The organism is Acinetobacter seifertii, from assembly GCF_016064815.1.
GTDB lineage: Bacteria > Pseudomonadota > Gammaproteobacteria > Pseudomonadales > Moraxellaceae > Acinetobacter > Acinetobacter seifertii.
The window spans coordinates 1,131,233-1,153,765 of sequence record NZ_CP065820.1; the positions used below are offsets into that span (position 1 = coordinate 1,131,233).

Here is a 22,533-nt window from a genome sequence, read left to right on the forward strand (position 1 = left end):
GATAAATAATGAATACTATTGATATTACGAATTCCTTAGAAAAGGATAAGTTAGTGAATACTGAACAGTCTCAATTTACAGATAAGCCGCTGAACCATGGCACTTCATATGTTTCGCATTTTGAACCACAAACTTCAAAAAAGCAGAACTCAACTGAAATCAAAATTAGTGCACAAGATGCCCATGTTTACTATGGCGACTTTGAAGCAATTAAAGGCATTGATTTAGATATCTATCAAAATGAAGTGATTGCATTCATTGGACCATCAGGTTGTGGTAAATCGACTTTCCTACGCACTCTAAACCGTATGAATGACACGATTGATGGTTGCCGTGTAACAGGTAAGATCACTTTAGATAACAAAAATATCTATGATCCAAATCTGGACGTTGTATTGCTACGTGCTCAGGTGGGCATGGTATTCCAAAAGCCAAACCCATTTCCTAAATCTATTTTTGATAACGTTGCATATGGACCAAAGCTACACGGTCTAGCACGTGATAAATACGACCTAGAAGAAATCGTTGAAAATAGCTTGCGTAAAGCGGGCTTATGGGAAGAAGTGAAAGACCGTTTGAATCAGCCGGGTACAGGTTTATCTGGTGGTCAGCAGCAACGTTTATGTATTGCACGTACGATTGCAGTAAGTCCTGAAGTTATTCTGATGGATGAACCATGTTCTGCACTTGATCCAATTGCAACAGCAAAAGTGGAAGAGCTTATTTCAGAACTTTCTGATCAATATACGATTGTGATTGTAACGCACTCAATGCAACAAGCAGCACGTGTTTCAGACCGTACAGCTTACTTCCATTTAGGTGATCTGATCGAAGTAAACTCTACAGAAAAAGTATTCACGCAACCTGACCATCAATTGACAGAAGCGTACATTACTGGACGTTTCGGTTAATTTATAGCTGTGAAAGAAAAAGAGCCTTGTGCTCTTTTTTTATTTAATAAATGAAAATGAATCTATTTTGCAAAATCGCTATTGAATTTTAATCAAAAGAACCACATCTTAAGGCTATAAAGACAAACTTATGAGCATAGAATTTTATGTTATTCCATTTGCCTAAACTCCCTGCGGAAATACGTGTCAGCCATTTAAATGCACGTGTAAATGAACAGAGAAAAAAAATTGCACAAACTACAGCAAGTCGTTTAGAGCTTTTACAATTAGCTCAACAACTTGCGAAAGAAGCTAAAATCCGCCGTAAGAACAATCAGAAAATTTTTGTTTTAGATTTTAAAGGTGATATTCAGGCATCTGCGGTTGAAAATCTTCGTGAAGAAATCACACTTATTTTAGCAACGGCTAAAGCCGGACGCGACCGTGTTGTGGTACGCCTTGAAAGTCCTGGTGGTATGGTTCATGGTTATGGACTGGCAGCAGCTCAGTTGGTTCGTTTGCGTGACGCAGGTTTTCATTTAACAATTTGTGTCGACAAGGTTGCTGCAAGTGGCGGCTATATGATGGCTTGTATTGCCAATGAAATTATTTCTGCACCATTTGCTGTTGTTGGCTCTATTGGTGTAGTTGCTCAGGTTCCAAATTTCAATCGTCTTTTAAAACAGCATAACGTTGACTTCGAACTTTATACAGCAGGGCAATATAAGCGTACTGTGACCATGTTTGGTGAAAATACGCCTGAAGGGAAAGCTAAGTTTGAAGAAGAGCTACAACAAACGCATGTCTTATTTAAGCACTTTGTAGAGAAATATCGTCCACAGCTGAATGTAGATAAAGTTGCTACAGGCGAGCATTGGTATGGACAAGATGCGCTTGATTTAAACCTTGTAGATAAACTAGAAACATCTGATGAGTATTTATTAGCTTTATTACCTCAGCATGATGTCTATGTGATCAACACACGTAAAAAGGCAACTTTGGGTGAAAAGTTGGGTTTACAAGCTGCTCAAATGGCGGATAGCCTGATTCCGGCGGTAATGAATAAAGTTGCAGACACTTTGGCAAAAGCGAATTCAACGCTAGTTCAAATGCGTGATACAAAATTTTAATTAAGATATTTATAAAAGAAAGAGCACCTTAATGGGTGCTCTTTTTATATCGATGATTAAAAGAATCTGCTTAATATTTGTTTAAGTTTCAATTGCCAAAGTAGGAGTTAATTCCTAAGTTTTGAGTTTTGTGATGTCAAAGACTTTGTCGCATATTGATATTCTCATAAGAATTTTACACATCATTATTATGATTGCTTTTACTGGAGCTTACTTTACAGGCGATAATGAAGACCTACATCAAGTGCATATGATGTTTGGTTATATACTTCTCATCAGTATTACCATACGAGTTATTTGGCATTTTTTAAGTCCGCGTGTTTCAAATAGCGCACCATTTGGCATAAAAAAGCGCAGCAGTATGGCATTCAATGCAATTAAAAAATCATTTAGTCATGCAAATTCAGCAAGTATTTTTTCGAAAAATTCAATTCAACTGTTCAGCATTGGACTATTTCAAGCTTCGATTGTATTTATTTTCATACTCATTCCTGTTGTTGTAGCACTTGGATACGGAACAGAGCACTTTACTTATTCTTTGAGAGACTTACATTCATTTTTCGCAAACTTATTTTTAGCCTTAGTTATCGTGCATCTTTCGACACTTGTTTTAAATAGCATACTTGCGAAACACTTTCAGGGTTGGACTATGCTTAAGATGACACTTGCTGATAAGAAAATAACGAATTATATGACTTTATTTGTTTTAGTCCTTATAGGTGCATTTAGCTACTTTTACTTAGGAATGTAATATATACGTTTTATGTCTGTCCTGTTTAGTTGTATTTTGAATAGAAAGTAAAAAAATATTATTGATAAATATACTTATTGAATTGTGATGGGTAAGTGATTTTGATATTTTAGGCAACAATAAAATAGCTTTTAGATGACTCATTTAAAAAGTTAAACATTTAAAAATATAACTGAGATTCAGGATAGGAAATAATGACAAGAATAATTGTAGCATCCAAAAAGGGTTTGGACGTTCTGCAAGATGGTCAGCTCAATAAAGTAATTTTGAATCAACCTACGATCATTCAAATTGGTATCAGTCAAAAAGATATTGCATCGATGGAAAAACAGGGTGGACGCCTAGTCATCCACTTAAAGAATGGTGAGACAATTGTCTTGGAAAATTTCTTTAATGAAGCAACAAATACAACAGAGCATTCCCTTGTTTTTCCGACTGAACATGGAAAATTTGTTGAAGCACAATTCGATGCCCAAGGTAAAGTAATCGACTATAAAGGCTTAAATCACGTTACAGATTTAGGTTACGGCAGTACTAGTCCAGCCTCTGCAAACATCGCGGTTGATAGTGATCCAAGTTTTTCAATGGGAAGCGTACTTAAAGCAGGTCTAGCAGTTTTAGCTGCGGAAGGACTATATCTTTGGGCTTTTAAGAAAGATGATAAGGAGGATTCATCAAGTGCGCCTGATTTAATCGCACCTGCTGCTCCTACAGCTACGCTTGCTGATGATAATGTGACAGTGACTGGTAAAACTGAAGCGAATGCAAAAATCTATCTTAAAGATGCCGCAGGCAATACCGTTGCATCAGGTGTTGCAGATGCAAGTGGTAACTACACGATTAAATTAGATAAGCCACTTGTGAATGGTGATAAATTAAATGTTATTGCTCAGGATGGAGCTGGAAATAATTCAAAAGCGACTGTTGTAACAGGAACAAAAGATACAATTGCCCCAGATGCTCCACAGGCTCAATTGAACGATGATGGATCATTGGTAACTGGTAAGGCTGAAGCAAATGCAAAAATCACAGTTTATGATGCCACTGGTAAAGTATTAGGAACTGTATTTGCAAATAAAGATGGTATTTATTCTTTAAAAATTACTCCACCATTAACTAGTGAAGCCGGAGGCAAAGTAGTTGCCGAAGATGCTGCTGGTAATAAATCTGAAGAAGTTAAAATTATTGCGGGTAAAGACACTGTACCACCAGCTTCACCTTTTGTTGAAGTTAACAAAGAAGGGTCGGTAATACATGGTAAAACTGAAGCAAATGCAAAAGTTCAAATTAAAGATGCAGATGGCAAAGTCATTGGAACTGGCATGGCGGATGTCCAAGGTGAGTTTCAAATTACGCTGTCGCCTGCTTTAAAAGAGTCTCAAAAAGGTACAGTAGTTGTTGAAGATGCAGCTGGTAATACGTCCAAGCCTATCGAAATTAAACCAGGTTTTGATTCGATTGCTCCTGATAAACCAACTGCTCAAATTAATGCAGATGGTAATTCGGTAACTGGTACAGCCGAAGCAAATGCCAAAATTGAAATAAAAGATGTGACAGGTAAGGTTATTGGTAGTGGAACAGCAGATGCAAATGGAAAATTTACTATTAGCATTTCACCAGCATTAACTGATAACAATCATGGTTCTGTTTCAGCCATCGATAACGCTGGAAACCGATCTGAAAGCTTCGATATTGTGGGTACGAAAGATACTATTCCTCCAACAAAACCTATATTAAATAGCGCAGAAGATGATGTCGGTGATGTAAAAGGCACTATTGGATCTGGCTCAGAAACGGATGATGCTAGACCAAAACTTACAGGTTCAGGTGAGGCAAATGCGACGCTTACGATTTATGATAATGGTATTGCAATTGGAGTAGTGACAGTATCAACTGGTAAATCATGGACATTTACATTTGATAAAGACTTAGCTTTGGGTAAGCATAGCATTACTTTGACTCAAACTGATGCGGCAGGGCTTACGAGTGAAGCAAGCTCTCCATTTATCTTTTATGTAGTTGCACCGAAAGCTGCAAGTTTAGCTGATGCCTCAGTAAATACGTTAGGTACACATGAACCAGCTTTGGCAGATAGTGTTGGACTGAGTACTTTAAAAGTCGCACAAAATACAACACCTGAGACCAATACCCAGCAGAAAACTGTTTCTATAGATGATTTATTGAAAAGTTCTTCTGCGAGTGGCTCAGATCCAGTGGCAAAGCTTTTAGCATCGACAGCATTAAAGCCTACACAAGCACCTGAACAAACTGATGTAAATACTTCAGTTGACCAGACAACAAATCTTGATCAAATTTTACCAAATACGACTTCTTCACCTTTGCAAAATATTTTAGAACAGACTTATCCAGTTGTTTAAAAGACTCTATGTAAAATAAAAAAGCGCTCAATGAGCGCTTTTTTATTTATGGCTAATTTTTGATTTTCGGTGTTGTTATAAGAGTAATAACTCCATAAACAATTGATCCAATTGTGGCGAGTAACATGTCTTTATGAGCATCCCACATATCGCCTTGTTGCCCATTATAATTTTCAGCTTGTTCAGGTGATAAGCCAATAGCAATGAGCCATTCGATCAGTTCATAAAAAACACTCGATGCCATCACGAATTGAACTACAAGTAAAAATAGGGAAAACGGACGTGCAGTCGGCAACCAAACTTGAAAAACGCGATAAATAAGAGGGTAGAGCAAAGCACCATATGAAAAGTGCACAAGTCGATCATACATATTGCGAGACCAACCCATGTATTCATCTAAATTAAAATGAAAGATGTGCTGAATCCAGTCGTTATACGGAACGTATGAATATAGATAATGAGCACCAATTACGTGTATTAAAAGAAACAGTAAATAAAAACAAAAACTTAAAAAATCGAGACCAATTTTTTTGAAAATAATAAAAAGTAAAATCAGCATTAAAACAGTGCCGGATTGATGAAGTAAGTAAGCTTCAAACTCCAGAGGGTTGATACCTGAAACAATAATGGCAATCAAAAGCAGGCTGATTGCAATATAGTGTTTAAGTTGAAAATTTTTTTCGATCATTTTATGGAAAACTTTATTTTGATGAGTATAAGTGTAATAAAAAAGCGAAGCCTAGGCTTCGCTTTTGATTAACTTTTTAATTAGATTTTACTAATTAATTCATTAATTTGTTTTGCTTGTTCAGCTGCGTTACCCGTATAAGTTGCAGGAGTAAGCTCAGCTAAACGAGCACGCTCTTCGCTTGGTACTTGAGCAAGTTCGTTACCATTTACGAAATCAACCATCATGTCGCGAGTCATTGCTTGACCACGAGTTAAAGCTTTTAACTTCTCATATGGTTTTTCAATGTTGTAACGACGCATAACTGTTTGAATTGGCTCTGCAAGAACTTCTTGAGCTTGGTCAAGATCTTCATTTAAACGATTTGCGTTAAGCTCAAGTTTACCAACACCTTTTAAGCAAGCATCAAAAGCAATTAAGCTTTGAGCAAAACCAACACCCATGTTACGAAGTACAGTTGAGTCAGTTAAGTCACGCTGCCAGCGAGAAATTGGTAATTTTTCGCCTAAGTGAGCCAACACTGCATTTGCAATGCCTAAGTTACCTTCAGAGTTTTCAAAGTCAATTGGGTTAACTTTGTGTGGCATAGTTGAAGAACCAACTTCGCCTTCTTTAAGTTTTTGCTTGAAGTAACCTAAAGAGATATAACCCCATACGTCGCGGTTAAAGTCGATCAAAATTGTATTGTAACGACGTAATGCATCAAACAACTCAGCCATGTAGTCGTGTGGCTCGATTTGAGTTGTGTATGGGTTAAATGTTAAACCCAAAGATTCAACAAAAGCTTGTGCGTGAGCAGCCCAGTCAACATCTGGGTAAGCAGAAAGGTGAGCATTGTAGTTACCTACCGCACCATTGATTTTGCCTAGTAACTCAACATTTTCAAACTGTTTGATTTGACGAGCTAAACGATATGCAACGTTTGCCATTTCTTTACCCAAAGTTGTTGGGCTAGCAGTTTGACCATGTGTACGAGACAACATAGGTTGTTCAGCATGAGTTGTTGCTAAAGCAGAAATTGCATTTAAAATTTGCTTCATGCTTGATACTAAAACTTCACGACCGTTTTTAAGCATAAGCGCATGAGACAAGTTGTTGATGTCTTCTGATGTACAAGCGAAGTGAATAAACTCACCAGCATTTTGTAATTCAGAAATACCAGCAATTTTCTCTTTCAAGAAATATTCAACTGCTTTTACGTCATGGTTAGTTGTACGCTCAATTTCTTTAATGCGATTCGCATCTTCTTCAGAGAAGTTGCTTACGATTGCATCTAAAGCCGCATTTGTTTCAGCTGAGAAAGGAGCAACTTCAATAATTTCTGGACGGTTAGAAAGCGCTTGTAACCAACGCACTTCTACAGTGACACGAGCATGAATTAAACCAAACTCAGAAAGAAAAGGGCGTAGCGCATCACATTTGCTGGCATAACGTCCATCTAATGGTGATAGTGCGGTTAAAGCGTTCATAACGATTCCTTAATGCTGGAATAAACATAAAACAAAAATAATCTCGTTACAGCGTTAGATAACTTGGTACTGTAAACGAGCAAGTGCTTGAATATCCTGTAGCAATTTACGTTTGCTAAAAATCATGTTCCATGAGCTACCGCCGAGTTGTCGCCATAAATGAGCCATTTGAAGCCCTGTAAACAGACAAGCACGAATACGGTTGGTATGGTTGGTATCTTTAAATGCCTCAGCATTACCACGAACAAGAATACGTGGATTAATTTGCCCAGCGGTATCTACATAGGTTTGCGCTAAATTGGCTAAAATACTTGGGTGTAAATAGTTATTATCGAAAAAAGAAAGCTGTTTTAAAATTTTCTGCTGTGCTTTTTCAATAATCGCTACATATTCAGGATTGCTATAGACCTTTTTTTCTAATTGCAAAAGCGACATTGCATAGGACATGGGAAGTTTTGCACTACGCATTTTAGGCAAACGAGATTTAGGCGCATTGGTAAAAGGCTGAGTAATACAATTTTCGAGTGTCTTAAGACCTAATGAAATATCAGCCAGTTGATTAAAAAAATCTAAAGTCTGAACATTATTATTATTTATTGTAGGGCGAATATTTAAACTCGCCTTTATTAATAACTCAAAATAGAAGTTACCACTTTCACCAATACTTTGTTGCCCAGTCATGGCAGTCATATGCGTAAGCTGGGTCGCTTGGAATACCCCAGCCAAAGCAAGGGCACGGTTTTGGCGAACATTCAAGGCTTGTGATTGTTGAAAGGGTAACTCCACCATGCCATCCATTCCCTTAAATAAAATCTGGTGTAGGGGCATTTGTATGGTGAATCACACCCCCGCCTAAGCAAACTTCATCCGAATAAAATACAACACTTTGGCCAGGTGTGACTGCGCGTTGAGGTTCATCAAACTCAACACGAATACCGTGTTCACTATTTTCATCAATAAACACTGTGCAAGCCTGATCAGGTTGGCGATAGCGTGTTTTGGCAGTACAACGTAGTCCTTCAGTCGGAATATGTTGTTCTCCAGCTACCCAGTCAATTGACTCACTCCAAAGCTGTGTACTTTGCATAAGTGGGTGTTCATGTCCTTGACCTACAACTAAACGGTTGTTGGCAAGGTCTTTATGAAGTACAAACCATGCACCTTCTGCTGCACCTTTTAGTCCACCAAGACCAATACCGCCACGCTGACCGAGCGTATAGTACATCAGACCGTGATGTTCACCAACTTCTTTACCGTTATCCAGCACGATTTTACCTGGTTGAGCGGGTAAATATTGTTTAAGGAAGTCATTAAAGCGGCGTTCGCCGATAAAGCATATACCAGTTGAATCTTTTTTCTTCGCCGTTGCTAAGTCCAGTTCTTCGGCAATTCTACGCACTTCTGGCTTTTCAATTTCACCAACGGGGAATAGGGTTTTATTAATTTCACGGCCATGCACTGCATGCAAGAAATAAGTTTGGTCTTTGTTGTTATCTAAACCACGTAATAAAGGTGCATATGCTTCACCTTTAGAGTTATAAGCAGTTTCAGCACGACGAGCATAATGACCTGTTGCAATAAAATCTGCCCCTAAAGTCATGGCATGGTCTAAAAATGCACGGAACTTAATTTCTTTATTACATAAGATATCTGGGTTTGGGGTGCGGCCCGCGGCATATTCAGCTAAGAAAAGTTCAAACACGCGATCCCAATATTCCATAGCAAAGTTTGCGGTATGGAGTTTAATACCTATTTTGTCAGCTACTGCTTGAGCATCGGCTAAATCTTCCATTGCTGTACAGTATTCCGTGCCGTCATCTTCCTCCCAGTTTTTCATGAAAAGACCTTCAACTTGATAACCCTGTTGAAGTAAAAGCGCCGCAGAAACAGATGAATCTACGCCACCAGACATACCGACGATGACACGTTGTTGCATAGGACTAGGCATCCAAATGTGAAGTTAATGAGGGAGAGAAAGGGTGCTCATAAATAAGAGCTAAAGGATAATGGTGGCCTTTTATAGCATCTTCAAGGGCTTTAATCACCAAGGGGCTACGAGCACGGGCAGATTCTTGAAGCTCATCTAGAGTCATCCAGACAGCAGAAACAATACCTGTATCAAGTTTAGGGTCGCTTTCGACATGAGTGACGTGCGCTAAAAAGCAGAAGCGATAGTAAGTCCGATCCGGAAACATGGGTGGGGTATATGTATAAATGCCAAGTAAAGCATCTATCTCAACATGATGACCCGTTTCTTCAAGAGTCTCACGAATGGCAGCTTCTATTAGCGTTTCACCACATTCCACATGACCAGCAGGTTGATTAAACACTGTGTGTACAAAACCTTCGCTATGTTCTTCAACAAAAAGATAGCGTCCATCTTTTTCTACAACTGTAGCGACAGTGACATGAGGAGTCCATGCGGCCATAAAAAAGCACCATGAATTTAAAAGTCGTATGATACGAAATTTAGGGGTTTTTGGCTACGGTGATCTTACAAACGATAGAGGATTGTAAAAACGCTATCGTTTGAAAAAACTCAGTACATTTTAATTTGTTTGGGTATCTTTATGGTTGTTTTGCACTTTTACATAATGTCTTGCTGAATAAGGTAAAAATGCCAATTCTTTTTCAGTTAGAGGACGTAATTGCTGTACAGGGCTTCCAACATATAAATAACCACTTTTTAAGACTTTACGAGGTGGAACTAAACTGCCTGCACCAATCATCACGTCATCTTCAATAACAACATCATCTAAAATAACGGTATTGATACCAACTAGTACGCGGTTACCAATGGTACAGCCATGTAAAGTCACATGATGACCCACCGTCACATCTTCACCAATAATAAGCGGGGAACCATTGGGTTTTGCATCATTTTTATGGCTGACATGTAACATACAATGATCTTGTACATTACTGTTTTTACCAATTTGAATGCTATTTACATCTCCGCGAATGACTGCAAAAGGCCAAACTGAAACATTTTCGGCCAATTTAACATCACCAACAACCACTGACATATCATCAATGTAACAGCTTGGATCAATTTGTGGATGATGATCTAAATAGGGACGGATGTTTTTTGTCATAAGAAGTATCAAAATAAAATTTAATCAAATTATAAAATAAAAAAGCACTCAAGCTAATAGCATGAGTGCTTAATCCAACTACTCTAAAATTAGAATAAGTTGCTAAAGAATTGTTTAATATGGTCGATCATACGTGCAAAGAAGCCTGCTTCTTCAACAGGTTTTAATGCAACTAAAGGTTTTTCAGCAATGACCTTACCATCTAAACTTGCAACAAGTTTACCAACCACTTGGCCTTTTTGAAGAGGCGCATTTAAATTTGGTTGAACAACCAATTGAGTTTTTATACCGCCTGCTTTGCCTTTAGGCATAGTAACGTTAAAGTTCTCTGCTAAACCAATTTGAACTTCATTTTCTTTACCAAACCATACTTTAGCTTTCGCAAGAACTTGATTTGCAGGTTGAACATTTGCAGTTTCAAAGTTTGCAAAACCCCAAGACAACAATGCACGTGTTTGGTTTGCACGTTCATTAACGCTATTGGTACCAAAGATAACTGAGATTAAACGCATTGGACCGCGCTTACTCGAAGTTGTTAAGCAGTAACCAGCTTCATCGGTATGACCTGTTTTTAGGCCATCAACACTTGGGTCTGTGTAAAGTAAAGCATTACGGTTACCTTGTTTGATACCGTTAAATGTAAACTCTTTCTCAGAGTAAATTGGATAGTATCTTGAGCTATCTTTAATAATATGTTGAGCTAAAACTGCCATATCTTTTGCAGTTGAATAATGACCTTCTGCAGGTAAACCCGTAGAGTTCATAAATTGAGTATTCGTCATACCAATACGTTTTGCTTCCTGATTCATCAGGTGAGCAAAAGTACCTTCATTTCCAGCAATATGTTCAGCCATTGCTTTTGATGCGTCATTACCAGACTGGATGATAATACCTCGAAGCATCTCTAAAACAGTTGCTGTACCATTTAATGGAACATACATACATGATTCGGAACTACTGCCTTTACACCAAGCAGATTCGTTCATACGAACCTTTTCATTCTCGGTAAGTTCACCTTTTAATAGTTTTTGTTCAATGATGTAGCTTGTCATCATTTTAGTCATAGAAGCAGGAGCAAGCTTTTCATTTTCATTTTTAGAAGCAAGAATTTGTCCTGTCTCGTAATCCATTAATACATAAGACTTATTATTTAATTCTGGCGGAGCTGATAAGACAGTTGCTGCATAAGAAAAACTTGGTAAGAGGAGGAGTGCAGCAATAGCGCTTTTTCGAGTCATTCTAGGTAATTCCAATATCTTGTATGAAGCAGAAGAACCTAGCATTTTAGGACAAAGCAAAGCCGACTTCTATGGGGGAAGTCGGCTTTTTCGAACAGTATTGTAACTAGAGAGTTTTTAACTAATTTAGTTTTGCGATTGATAAGCTTTTACGTCTTGACAAACTAACGTATTTTGCTCGTTACCAGCAGCTTTTGCATCATTACGCGCTTCTTTTAAGACTTTCTTGAAACTTTTGTCTTTTGTACGTTTTTCTAAAGCTGCAACTGGATCTGCTTCATTTGGCAAATAGTCTTTTACAAGACGTTCATAACCTTGAGCAAATTCTGCATCTTTTTTGCCAATCAAACTTGGGCAAATTTCAGAAAGTACCTGAATTGCTGCTAACTCTTCCGGTGTAGTGCCTTTATTTGGGGTAACTTCAACAACATTTTCATTTTCAGTTGGTTTTTTCTTGTCAGCAGCATAACCCACTGTTGTCATTGTCATAAGTAAAACAACAGAAAGAGATTGAACTAAGCTTTTTTTCATAAACATGTATAACCTGAAACAAAAATTTGAAATATGCCGATAGCTTAAACAATTTAAGAGCTAAAAAAATGGAAAAAATGTATTGTTATGTAGGTTTTCTGCTTTACATCAACAGAAAACCTTTTAAAGAAAAGCATATCGAGTGAAATAGGCTTAGTCTTTGTAGTTTACCACTTCTTCACAAAGCTCATGTTGTTCATGATGGTCCATTTCTTTTGCCGCCTGACGAGCTTCATTTAGCAGGGTTTTATATTCTGAATCATTTTGCAGTGCAGAGAAGGTGATTGATTTATTGGAATAACCGCCAAGATACATTGCAATAATCTTTTTAGTATTGGTTTCAAGATTTTTATTTGCACCAACAAAAGTCGGGCAAATTTCTTGTAAAACTTGAGTAGATGCAATGTCATCTTTAATTAAGCTATCAGCTTCTTGTGTCGAGATACCCTCATCAGCAAAAACCGTCTGTGTACACAATGTGATACTGATCCCCAATACTTGAAAAAAAGGAGCGAAAGTTTTCATTTTTTCACAATTTTATAATGCTATGGAGGCATAAATATATATAATTCAACAAATAATTCAATTGAGAAAACCTTCGGGTTTATTTGTCGAGAAAGATTTTTAGTGAATATTTTAATTGCGAATGATGACGGTGTCTTTGCACCAGGTATACAAGCTTTAGCTGAAGCGTTAAAACCATTAGGCCGTGTTGTCGTGGTTGCTCCAGAAAGTGAGAGAAGTGGTTTTTCAAGTGCATTAACACTTGATCGTCCTTTACGTCCTATTCAAATTGCCGAAGATGTGTGGGCTGTGAATGGAACACCAGCGGATTGCGTTTATTTATCTATGAATGGTCTATTCGATTTCGAATTTGACTTGGTCGTGAGTGGAATCAATAGTGGTGCAAACCTAGGTGACGATGTTCTGTACTCGGGAACAGTTGGTGCTGCGTTTGAAGGTCGCTTAATGAAACAACCTGCAATTGCGGTTTCTTTAGCCGGGTCGGATGTACGTTCATACAACCATAAAGATGATTATGCGCAAGCAGCCAAGTGGATGCATGATTTTATTGCCAAAGGTTTACCTGCGCTACCGCCGCGACATATTTTTAATATTAATATTCCGGATGTGCCACAGCTTAAAGGGACTCAAATTACCTATCAAGGCCGCCGTGCTCAATCTAAACCAATCACCAGTCATGTCGACCCAAGAGGAAGACAGGTTTATTGGATTGGTCTGGCAGGTGAAGCTGTTACTGACCCACAGCGTATTGCTAGCCAGATTCAATCTGATTTTTTTGCAGTTGCAAATGGTTTTGTGAGTGTAACTCCAATTCAGATGGATGCAACAAACTATGCGGTTTTAGAGGATTTACAGGCCAGTTTGGGCGAATAATCTAGGTCGAATGTTATAACTTTGTGAATAAAGAAAAAGAGGAACATGTTTCCTCTTACTTTTTTGGTACTCTTAGCCGAAATGATTTGTAGCATTTAGTGAGGGAGATCGATGCATTTAACTGAGCAACAAAGCAGATTGCATATTCAAAGAGACAAAATAATGAAAATTATGATGTTGTCTTTAGCTGTAGGTTTTACTGTTGCAATGGCAGGATGTGCTTCTAGACCACAAATTAATAATAGTTCTCGCTATGCGACGGCTCCTAACTATTATACAGTTCGTTCGGGCGATACTTTAAGTGGTATTGCAATGCGTTACGGTCTGGACTATGTCAGTATTGCTGAAATGAATGGCATTGCTCCACCGTATCGTATTTATGTTAATCAATCATTACGATTAAAGAAATCTTCTTCACCAAGAACCGTGTCGACACAAGTCATGGCGCAACCTGAACCAATTAAGCGCCAAACAATAGCATTACCGACTACGACAACAACGGCACCAACAACAACCCCGCCACGAACAGTTGCACCAACCACCAATACAACAGTGGGAACTGCTATTCCAAGTTCAAGCTTACGTTGGATCAAACCAAATAACGGACCAGTGATTCAAGGGTTTAATTTGGCGAATAATGTCAAAGGAATTCGTTATGGTGGTAATCAAGGTGATCCAATTTATGCGGCAGCAGATGGTCAAGTCGTATACGCAGCCGATGGCTTAAAAGAATATGGTAATTTAGTTTTAATTAAACATATTGATGGCTATATCAGTGCGTATGCCCACAATAGCAAGATGATGGTGAAGAGTGGAGACAATGTAACCGCAGGTCAAAAGATTGCAGAAATGGGTTCTTCAGGTGCGTCGAGAGTTATGCTTGAGTTCCAAATTCGCCTTGATGGTAAACCAATCAACCCAGCAAATCTTTTACCTAATTAGCTAATGCAATAAATATAGGTTTCCTCGTATAATGTAATTGGTTGCTTTCATTACAACAATAAGCATTTTTTATAAATTTAAAATTAGATTTGAGGAAACCTATGTTAGATCAGCTTCGTGCGATGGGTGTTTTTGCTTGTGTGGTTGAAAAAAGTTCATTTAGTGGTGCGGCACGTGAATTAGGCATTACAACAAGTGCTGTAAGTCAGCAAATACGTTCTCTTGAGCATGAAATGGATGTAATTTTATTACACCGTTCTACTCGGAAACTTAGTTTGACAGAGGCCGGACAGGCTTTTTTTTCAAGTTGTCAAGAAATGTTGGCAGCTGCAGAAAGAGGCAAAATCAGAATCAATGAATTGCGAGATGATTTGATTGGAGATTTGCGGATTGCAAGCACACCCGACTTAGCGGTTCAGCACATCATTCCTGCTCTATCTCATTGGATGTCAGCTCATCGCGGTTTATCTGTTCATTTTGAAGTAGGTCATCGTTATATCGACCTCATTGAAGAACGAATTGATGTTGCAGTGCGTATGAGTTCTACACCAGTAGAAGAGAGTAGTTCTGTCGTTCCTATGGCTTTTGTAGATCAGATTTTGGTAGCCTCTCCCAGCTATCTCAATCAATCGAGCCCGATTTTGCATCCAAACGATTTAAACAACCATGAGTTGCTTTCAATCAATGCAATGAATGAATCACGCAGTTTTCATTTTCAACATGCCAAAACTGGTGAAAAATTGCATATTGAAATGGCAAGCCGTTTGCAAAGCAATAATTTGCAAGTTGCTAAAGCCTTATGTCAGCAAGGACATGGTATTGCTAGAATTTTATATTTAGATGCTCAAAAAGAATTGAAAGCGGGTTCTTTAATTGAAATCTTACCAGATTGGAAACTGCCGGCTTTTACTTTGTATGCAGAGATTGCCAAACACGATCAACAGCCAATGAAAATTCAACGCTGTGTTGAAGCACTTAAACAATATTTTAGTCAGTTGGCTGGTGGACGAGCGATGCAGATCGTTCGCTAACTTTCAATTGATGCATAAAAAGGGCTTGTGATTACAAGCCCTTTTTATATGAGTATTATTTTTGCTTGAGAGTCGCAACTTCTTCCTGAGTTTCCTGTGGAAGATCATTTGCTGTGAGCTCTTCGTGCTTCTTAATTTTTTTCTTATTTTTCTTTTTCTTCTTTGGCTCCTCTTCAATTTCTTCGCCATCTTCAATCGCTTGCCAATATTCAAGCTGTTCCATTACGGCAGCGTAAATTGAATGTTTGCTGTATCGACCTTTCTTATCCAATGTACCAACAGGGCGAGCCATTAAAATTTCAAGTGCTTGATCAATGGTATCAATCGCATGGATATGGAATTGACCACTTTGTACCGCATCAATTACATCTTGGCGTAGCATTAAATGCTGCATGTTTTGACGTGGAATAATGACACCTTGTTTACCCGTTAAACCTTGTAATTTACAAGCATCATAGAAGCCTTCAATTTTTGCATTTACACCGCCAATGGGTTGAACTTGACCTAACTGGTTCATAGAACCTGTAATCGCCCATGATTGATCAATTGGAATTTGGCTAATTGCAGAAATTAACGCAGAAAGTTCGGCAACCGTGGCGCTGTCGCCATCTACTTGGCCATAGCTTTGTTCAAATGCAAGCGCAGCAGAGAAATGCAAAATCTGTTCACGACCAAAGTGAGCTTTTAAGAAGCTCGACATAAGTAAGACGCCTTTAGCATGCAGTGAACCACCAAGCTCTACACTACGCTCAATATCAAGAATATCGCCGCCACCTTGATAGACTGATGCAGTCAAACGTGAAGGTAAACCAAACTCGACATCTGCATAGTGAATAACGGAGAGGGCATTAATTTGACCTAAACGATGACCAGAAGTCTCGATTAGCTGAGTTCCGCGTGATAAATCCTGCCAGTAAAGCTCTCTTAAATAGCCTAAGCGATACTGTCTATGTTGTAGCGCAAGGTTAATGTGCTGATCAGTTACAAGCTTTTCATTGGCTTTAAACGCATGATGATGTGCTTCACGAATCAGGTCACCCAAAGTTGAAGCATGTAACGACAGCGAGCTTTGATCTTCTGCTTGACGGCTTGAGTCGGTAAGTAAAGCAGCTAAAGCACTACGGTCAAATGGAAGTAGTTTGTCGGCTTGAACATAGTCAGCAATGAGCTGCATGTAAGCTTGTTCATTTTCGTCATTACGTTGTAATGTATCGGTAAAATCTGCGCGTATTTTAAATACGCTGCCAAGCTCTGGTTCTACTTCTAAAATTTCATAATAAATTTCAGGCTCTGCCATAAGTACCACTTTAATATCCAGTGGAACCGCAGCAGGCTCAATCGAGATAGAACCCGTTAACGTCAACATGTGTTCAAGAGAAGAGAGCTTGAGTTGTCCTGATTTTAAGGCACGTTTTAAACCTTGCCATGCATAAGGTTGCTCAAGTAATTGCTCTGCCTCAAGCATTAGAAAACCACCATTCGCTTGATGAAGAGCACCAGGACGAATGAGAGTAAAATCTGTGGTAATTGTGCCGTTATGAGTAAGTTGCTCAACGTGACCAAGTAAGTTGTAGTGCGTTGGGAAATCTTCAAAAATAACCGGAGCACCGCTGTTTGGTTTATTTGAGACAATCACATTTGCTTGATAACGTGCTGGTACGCGATTGAACATAGCAGGAGCAAAGTCGTCTTCTTCTTGCTCTAAAATGAGTTCAACATTCTCAATTACATCTTGAGCATATTGCTTTAAATAATCTTCAAGGCCTTTCACTTGGCCATATTTATTTAAAATTAAATCTATTCGTGGCATAACCACTTGAGTCGCAATATCTCGATTTAATACAGAAACTTTGTCGCGCGCATCATCTTCTAAATCGCCTAAATGCAAACCAAGACGCTCAAGTTTTTTATCCATGTAGCGAACATTAGCCGCGATTTCAGCGCGTTGTTTCGTATTTAAAGCATCAATTTCTGTTTGAGTGAGCTCTTGCACCTGATCGTCTTTTACTTGTACAGGTACAAAACCATGTTTCTCATTTCGAGAAATCAATTTTAAGTCGAGCTCTTCGCCTTCTTTGGTTAACTCAACCAGCGCTTGTTGTTGTTCATCTCCGGTTTCCTCACGGATCCGTTCAATACGGTTATGATAAGTTTCGGCACTAAAACGGCGTTCAAGCTGTTTTAAAATAATTTGCCAAGCTTGATGAAGAGCCTGTTGGAACTTGGTGCCTTGACCAGCAGGGAACCGTAAGGCAATTGGTTGACGCGCGTGTTTAAAATTATAGACATATACCCAGTCGTCAGGGGTTGGCATTGTTTTGGCATGTTGCTGTAGTAAACGCTTAATCATGGTGCGTTTGCCTAAACCTGCCGTTCCTACTGCAAAAATGTTATAACCTGAGTAGGGTAAAGAAATACCCGCTTCTACCGACGCTTTAGCGCGGTCTTGACCTAAAAAATTATTGAGTGGTTTGATACGTTTTGTTGAAGCTGGAATATTTTCAAAATCTGGAATATGGGTAAGTTGTTCCGGTTTTAAGGCTGTTTTATCTAAAGTCATTTTTATATCAGGTTGCTCAAGAGCTGAAGGAAATGCATTTATTGTGACGTTTGTGGTGTTTGTTTTAGCGAGTGATAAAGTTGAAGTTGTCACTTGATCAAGTTTTTGTGTCACTGTTGGTATCCAGCAAAAGAAAACGAAGGTTGAGGGTTAAAGGTATACAGGTTTAGCATAAAATATCAAGCAAACTTGCCGTTTTTATCATCAAAACCAAACTTGATTGCATAAAGAATCTTGAAAGGAATGGTAAGAAGCGATTGAATAGGCACATTTATAATTTATGGAAAATAAAAAACGAATGACCACACAAACCTCTGGTTGGGTCTCGGCGTTTAAAGCATTTTTAGACCGTCGTGCATTAATTATGCTATTTCTGGGTTTTTCTGCCGGAATACCTATTTTATTGATTTTCTCTAGCCTTTCATTATGGCTAGGCGAAGCGGGTATCGATAAAAGTGCAGTCACTTTTTTCAGTTGGGCAGCTTTGGGATATTCCTTTAAGTTTGTTTGGGCACCCTTAATTGATGAGTTGCCAGTACCGTTCTTGACCAAGGCTTTAGGCCGAAGACGTGCTTGGCTATTAATTGCCCAGTGTTTGATTGTGCTTGCGATTTGTACGATGGCATTTGCCGACCCAGCTTTAGGTCATAGTTATCTCGTTCAAATGGCAGCAGGTGCAGTTTTACTTGGCTTCTCGGCGGCAACACAAGATATCGTCATTGATGCCTATCGTATTGAGTTAGCTGAAACTGAAATGCAGACGGTGTTAGCATCTACTTATAATGCAGGTTACCGTATAGGTATGATTGTGGCTGGTGCTGGTGCATTGTTTTTAGCTGCACATTTAGGAACAGCGAAAGGTAACTATATTTACGAGGCTTGGAAAACCACCTACTTAACCATGGCAGCAGTCATGTCGGTCGGTATTATTACAACCTTACTTGTTCGTGAACCTCAAGTTAGTCGAGTATATAAAAACTATAAGACTACTGATTATTACCGTTTAGTTTTAGTCTTCTTTATAGCGGTCATTTCGTTTGTTTTAACTTATATTTATTCAGGTCAAATTACTGAGGCAATTTCAAAAGCTGGCAATATTCAAGATAGTGCAAGTTTATTTGGCTTAGAAGCTTTAAGATTTTTAACCGCAACAGGTACTGCCATTTTAGTCGGTTACATACTGGTTAAAATGGGTGTTGTAAACCAGCAAATGGCAAAAGAAACTTGGATTGCTCCAATTCTTGATTTCTTTAAACGTTATGGTGTCAAACTTGCGTTAGTGCTTTTATTCTTGATCGGTTTCTTCCGTATTTCAGACATTATTGCGGGTGTAATTTCAAACGTCTTTTATCAAGATCTGAACTTCAGCAAAGAGCAAATTGCCGAAGCAGTAAAAGTTTATGGCGTTATCTTTAGCTTGGTTGGTGGCTTCCTAGGTGGCCTACTAGCGCAGCGCATGAACATCATGAAACTGATGTTTATTGGTGCTGTATTGGCAAGCTCTACTAACCTCATTTTCATTGGTTTAGTAAAATCTGGCAAACCGCTTGATATGGTTGATGTTCAAGTGGGAGACAAACATTATAAAGCTCAGCCTGATGAAGTAGGGTATTGGAAGGTTAAAGTCCCAAGTTCTACTTTTGATGGGACAAAACAAATTGATGTTAAAGCTGGCTATGCTTTACAAGGTCAACAAGCAGAGACCATAGTTCGAGTTCAACCATTAGTAACAACGCATGCTGAACATTCACCTATACAGATTTTACCTTTAATGGGAAGTGACCAAATTACTGCTAAATCTTCTGAGGGAAGTGTTGTTGTTCGTGGTCAGTACTTTGGCAAGGCTTTGTCACCTAACCAAAAGATTGTAGTGAGTTTGGATGGGCAAAACTTTGATGCAAAAATGACAGATCAAAAAGGCGTGTTTAACGCTGCAATTGATATGCAAAAATTATTGTCATCACCAACCAAGCAATTAACTGCTGCGGTGGTTGAAGGAAACCAAAAATTATTATCAGTTTCGCATCAATATGAAGTCGCTTCAAAATCTGCACCAAAAGCTGAATTAGATGTAAACATTGAGCCTCTACCATACATTGACACTCAGTCAGGTAAAGAAGTTGAGATTAGCGGTAAAGTCATCAAGCCTTACAGTTCGCTATGGCTCTACTTCGCAATTGTTGTAGACAATATGGCTTCGGGCCTTGCTGGTGCAGCATTCATTGCATTCCTTTCGAGCCTAACCAGTGTGTCATTTACTGCTGTTCAATATGCGATCTTTAGTTCACTCATGACCCTTACACCAAAACTTTTAGGTGGATATTCGGGTACCATAGTGAGTAATATTGGGTACCCAAACTTCTTTTTGATGACCACACTGATCGGGATTCCAATCTTAATTTTAGTGGTTTGGGTTGGAAAACTACTCAAAGATCATCAAACACATGAATCAGAAAAGGCAGGTGAATAAACATGCGAATGCTTCATACAATGTTGCGAGTAGGCAATTTAGAACAATCTTTAAAGTTCTATACCGAAGTATTAGGAATGAAGTTACTTCGTAAGCGTGATTATGAAGAAGGTCGTTTTACACTGGCATTTGTTGGTTATGGCGATGAGGAAAATAATACCGTGCTTGAACTTACGCATAACTGGGATACATCAAGTTATGATTTAGGGAATGCTTATGGTCACATTGCAATTGGTGTCGAAGACGCTTACAAAGCATGTGAAGAAATTAAAGCACGCGGCGGTAAAGTTGTGCGTGAAGCTGGCCCAATGAAGGGTGGTGTTACGGTTATTGCCTTTGTTGAAGATCCAGATGGCTACAAAATCGAGCTCATTCAGCAAGATGCAGATGCCAGAAATAATTAAGTAAATGACTTAAGTGTTTTAAGATTTAGCTCTTAAAAGTCTAGCTTTATTTTTACAGCTCAGTATGATGAAGACCTGACCAAATGGTCAATTTATCAACTGGGCTTTTATTTGTCTAAAATAATCATAGGATGTGAATATGCTGAAGTTCTTGGCACTTGATCGATTTACAGTTTTGTTGGTTGGCATGGTACTACTAGCAACGTTTTTTCCAATCAGTGGTCAAGCTGCGCAGTATTTCAATACATTAACTACAGTCGCGATTGCAATTTTATTTTTTCTACACGGTGCTAAATTGTCTCGTGAGGCTGTAATTGAAGGTATTTTGCATTGGAAAATGCATTTACTGGTATTTGCAATTACGTTCTTTATTTTTCCGGCCCTGGGGTTATTGGCTAAACCTATTCTTTTACCCTTATTAGGACAGCAGCTCTATTGGGGCTTTCTATTTATGTGCTTCTTGCCATCTACTGTTCAGTCTTCTATTGCATTTACTTCAGTTGCAAAAGGAAATGTGGCAGGGGCGGTATGTAGTGCATCTTTCTCAAACTTGGTGGGTATGTTTATCACGCCAGTTTTAGTCAGCTTCTTTATTTTAGGGCAAAGTCAGCACGGGTTTGATCCTACGTCGTCTATTATTGAAATTACGCTGTTGCTATTAGTGCCATTTGTTTTAGGACAATTGCTTCGTCCCTACGTTTTCCCATATATGGCAAAAGTACCAAGCATTGTAAAAGCATTTGATCAAGGCTCAATTTTGATGGTGGTTTACGGCGCGTTTAGCGGAGCAGTAGTTGCTGGACTTTGGCATCAGGTAAATTGGAAAACTTTACTGCTTTTGGCGCTCGCTTGTTCTGTGTTACTCACCATTGTTATGTTGCTTGCGCTGTATTTACCGCGTGTTTTTGGTTTTAGCCGTGCCGATCAGATCACTGTTTTCTTTTGTGGTTCAAAAAAGACCTTGGCAAGCGGTGTACCTATGGCACAAATCTTATTTATTGGTCAGCCGTTAGGAATGATTGTTTTGCCAATTATGATATTTCACCAAATACAGCTAATGGTGTGTGGAGTAATCGCAAATTACTGGGCTAAATCCCAAGATTAATTCGCAAAAAAGATTTATATGGCGTATAATACTGTCCACTTGTTGTGCTTAGCTCTAACCCTAGAGGTTTCGGTGGGCCAAAAGAATGGTCTGTTGTGGTGTTGATCTGCTTGAAAAAGCTTTCCTCAATTTAATTGAGAGTGATCAATTGCGATGACAGCTTAAGCCTTTCTTCAATTAGGAGTAATCGACGATGCGCGCCGATATTCACCCAAAATATGAAAAATTAGTTGCAACTTGCTCATGCGGTAACGTAATCGAAACTCGTTCTGCTTTAGGTAAAGAAACTATTTACCTTGACGTATGTTCAGCTTGCCACCCATTCTACACTGGTAAACAAAAGAATGTAGATACTGGTGGTCGTATCGACAAATTCAAACAACGTTTCTCTGGTATGTCTCGCTCTATCAAGCGTTAATACTTCAGAACGAAATAAAAAACGGGCTTATGCCC

General features: G+C 38.7%; 21 protein-coding genes. 11 read left to right on the top strand and 10 right to left on the bottom strand.

Features of this window, described 5'->3' with window-relative positions; all coding sequences use genetic code 11:
* The first annotated feature begins 8 nt into the window (after nucleotides 1–8).
* The 4 genes from pstB (at nucleotide 9) to blp2 (ending at nucleotide 5,149) form a co-directional block, all read left to right on the top strand.
* Nucleotides 9–911, top strand: a complete 903-nt coding sequence (gene pstB, locus I8T81_RS05350) for a phosphate ABC transporter ATP-binding protein PstB (protein WP_004700130.1) — start codon at nucleotides 9–11, stop codon at nucleotides 909–911.
* 146 nt (nucleotides 912–1,057) lie between these two features.
* The gene (sohB, locus tag I8T81_RS05355; RefSeq protein WP_019457719.1) at nucleotides 1,058–2,020 is read left to right on the top strand and encodes a protease SohB; all 963 of its coding nucleotides are present in this window, start codon (nucleotides 1,058–1,060) and stop codon (nucleotides 2,018–2,020) included.
* Between the two features lie 133 nt (nucleotides 2,021–2,153).
* Nucleotides 2,154–2,771, top strand: a complete 618-nt coding sequence (locus I8T81_RS05360; protein ID WP_198072280.1) for a cytochrome b/b6 domain-containing protein — start codon at nucleotides 2,154–2,156, stop codon at nucleotides 2,769–2,771.
* A 194-nt stretch (nucleotides 2,772–2,965) separates the two neighbouring features.
* On the top strand, nucleotides 2,966–5,149 hold the full coding sequence (blp2, locus tag I8T81_RS05365; protein WP_198072281.1) for an Ig-like repeat protein Blp2: 2,184 nt from the start codon (nucleotides 2,966–2,968) through the stop codon (nucleotides 5,147–5,149).
* Between the two features lie 52 nt (nucleotides 5,150–5,201).
* Here blp2 and I8T81_RS05370 read toward each other — a convergent pair whose 3' ends face one another.
* From I8T81_RS05370 to I8T81_RS05410, 9 genes are all read right to left on the bottom strand, one after another.
* On the bottom strand, nucleotides 5,202–5,837 hold the full coding sequence (locus I8T81_RS05370) for a DUF2238 domain-containing protein (RefSeq protein ID WP_077163096.1): 636 nt from the start codon (nucleotides 5,835–5,837) through the stop codon (nucleotides 5,202–5,204).
* Between the two features lie 80 nt (nucleotides 5,838–5,917).
* Nucleotides 5,918–7,306, bottom strand: a complete 1,389-nt coding sequence (gene purB, locus I8T81_RS05375; RefSeq protein ID WP_191001308.1) for an adenylosuccinate lyase — start codon at nucleotides 7,304–7,306, stop codon at nucleotides 5,918–5,920.
* 54 nt (nucleotides 7,307–7,360) lie between these two features.
* Entirely contained in the window at nucleotides 7,361–8,095 is a 735-nt protein-coding gene (gene hflD, locus I8T81_RS05380; RefSeq protein ID WP_004700142.1) for a high frequency lysogenization protein HflD, read from the bottom strand.
* Between the two features lie 13 nt (nucleotides 8,096–8,108).
* Nucleotides 8,109–9,242 (bottom strand): tRNA 2-thiouridine(34) synthase MnmA, encoded by a 1,134-nt coding sequence (mnmA, locus tag I8T81_RS05385; protein ID WP_004700144.1) that lies wholly within the window; start codon nucleotides 9,240–9,242, stop codon nucleotides 8,109–8,111.
* Nucleotides 9,243–9,246: 4 nt separating this feature from the next.
* A complete protein-coding gene (locus I8T81_RS05390) occupies nucleotides 9,247–9,735 on the bottom strand; it encodes an NUDIX hydrolase (RefSeq protein ID WP_004700146.1) in 489 nt (162 codons plus the stop codon).
* Nucleotides 9,736–9,855: 120 nt separating this feature from the next.
* Entirely contained in the window at nucleotides 9,856–10,401 is a 546-nt protein-coding gene (locus I8T81_RS05395) for a gamma carbonic anhydrase family protein (RefSeq protein ID WP_198072282.1), read from the bottom strand.
* Nucleotides 10,402–10,490: 89 nt separating this feature from the next.
* Nucleotides 10,491–11,639 (bottom strand): D-alanyl-D-alanine carboxypeptidase PBP5/6, encoded by a 1,149-nt coding sequence (gene dacC, locus I8T81_RS05400; protein ID WP_004700150.1) that lies wholly within the window; start codon nucleotides 11,637–11,639, stop codon nucleotides 10,491–10,493.
* Nucleotides 11,640–11,765: 126 nt separating this feature from the next.
* Nucleotides 11,766–12,176: an MCR_0457 family protein gene (locus I8T81_RS05405; protein WP_198072283.1), complete on the bottom strand. Its 411-nt coding sequence runs from the start codon at nucleotides 12,174–12,176 to the stop codon at nucleotides 11,766–11,768.
* Nucleotides 12,177–12,323: 147 nt separating this feature from the next.
* On the bottom strand, nucleotides 12,324–12,695 hold the full coding sequence (locus I8T81_RS05410; RefSeq protein WP_004700154.1) for an MCR_0457 family protein: 372 nt from the start codon (nucleotides 12,693–12,695) through the stop codon (nucleotides 12,324–12,326).
* 102 nt (nucleotides 12,696–12,797) lie between these two features.
* Between I8T81_RS05410 and surE the strand changes: the two genes are divergently transcribed.
* From surE to I8T81_RS05425, 3 genes are all read left to right on the top strand, one after another.
* A complete protein-coding gene (gene surE / locus I8T81_RS05415; protein ID WP_198072284.1) occupies nucleotides 12,798–13,568 on the top strand; it encodes a 5'/3'-nucleotidase SurE in 771 nt (256 codons plus the stop codon).
* A 111-nt stretch (nucleotides 13,569–13,679) separates the two neighbouring features.
* Nucleotides 13,680–14,510: a peptidoglycan DD-metalloendopeptidase family protein gene (locus I8T81_RS05420; protein WP_004700158.1), complete on the top strand. Its 831-nt coding sequence runs from the start codon at nucleotides 13,680–13,682 to the stop codon at nucleotides 14,508–14,510.
* Nucleotides 14,511–14,611: 101 nt separating this feature from the next.
* Nucleotides 14,612–15,541 carry a LysR family transcriptional regulator gene (locus I8T81_RS05425; RefSeq protein ID WP_004700160.1) on the top strand — a complete coding sequence of 310 codons (930 nt, stop codon included), beginning with the start codon at nucleotides 14,612–14,614 and terminating at the stop codon, nucleotides 15,539–15,541.
* A 55-nt stretch (nucleotides 15,542–15,596) separates the two neighbouring features.
* Here the strand turns inward: I8T81_RS05425 and I8T81_RS05430 are convergent, their stop codons facing one another.
* A complete protein-coding gene (locus I8T81_RS05430) occupies nucleotides 15,597–18,215 on the bottom strand; it encodes a Lon protease family protein (RefSeq protein ID WP_039252848.1) in 2,619 nt (872 codons plus the stop codon).
* Between the two features lie 166 nt (nucleotides 18,216–18,381).
* On the opposite strand from I8T81_RS05430, the gene I8T81_RS05435 reads away from it, so the two are divergent.
* From I8T81_RS05435 to rpmE, 4 genes are all read left to right on the top strand, one after another.
* Nucleotides 18,382–20,571, top strand: a complete 2,190-nt coding sequence (locus tag I8T81_RS05435) for an AmpG family muropeptide MFS transporter (RefSeq protein ID WP_198072285.1) — start codon at nucleotides 18,382–18,384, stop codon at nucleotides 20,569–20,571.
* A 2-nt stretch (nucleotides 20,572–20,573) separates the two neighbouring features.
* The gene (gloA, locus tag I8T81_RS05440) at nucleotides 20,574–20,975 is read left to right on the top strand and encodes a lactoylglutathione lyase (protein ID WP_019457730.1); all 402 of its coding nucleotides are present in this window, start codon (nucleotides 20,574–20,576) and stop codon (nucleotides 20,973–20,975) included.
* Nucleotides 20,976–21,108: 133 nt separating this feature from the next.
* Nucleotides 21,109–22,080 (top strand): bile acid:sodium symporter family protein, encoded by a 972-nt coding sequence (locus tag I8T81_RS05445; protein ID WP_198072286.1) that lies wholly within the window; start codon nucleotides 21,109–21,111, stop codon nucleotides 22,078–22,080.
* Between the two features lie 193 nt (nucleotides 22,081–22,273).
* Entirely contained in the window at nucleotides 22,274–22,498 is a 225-nt protein-coding gene (rpmE, locus tag I8T81_RS05450; RefSeq protein ID WP_004652835.1) for a 50S ribosomal protein L31, read from the top strand.
* Nucleotides 22,499–22,533: the final 35 nt, after the last annotated feature.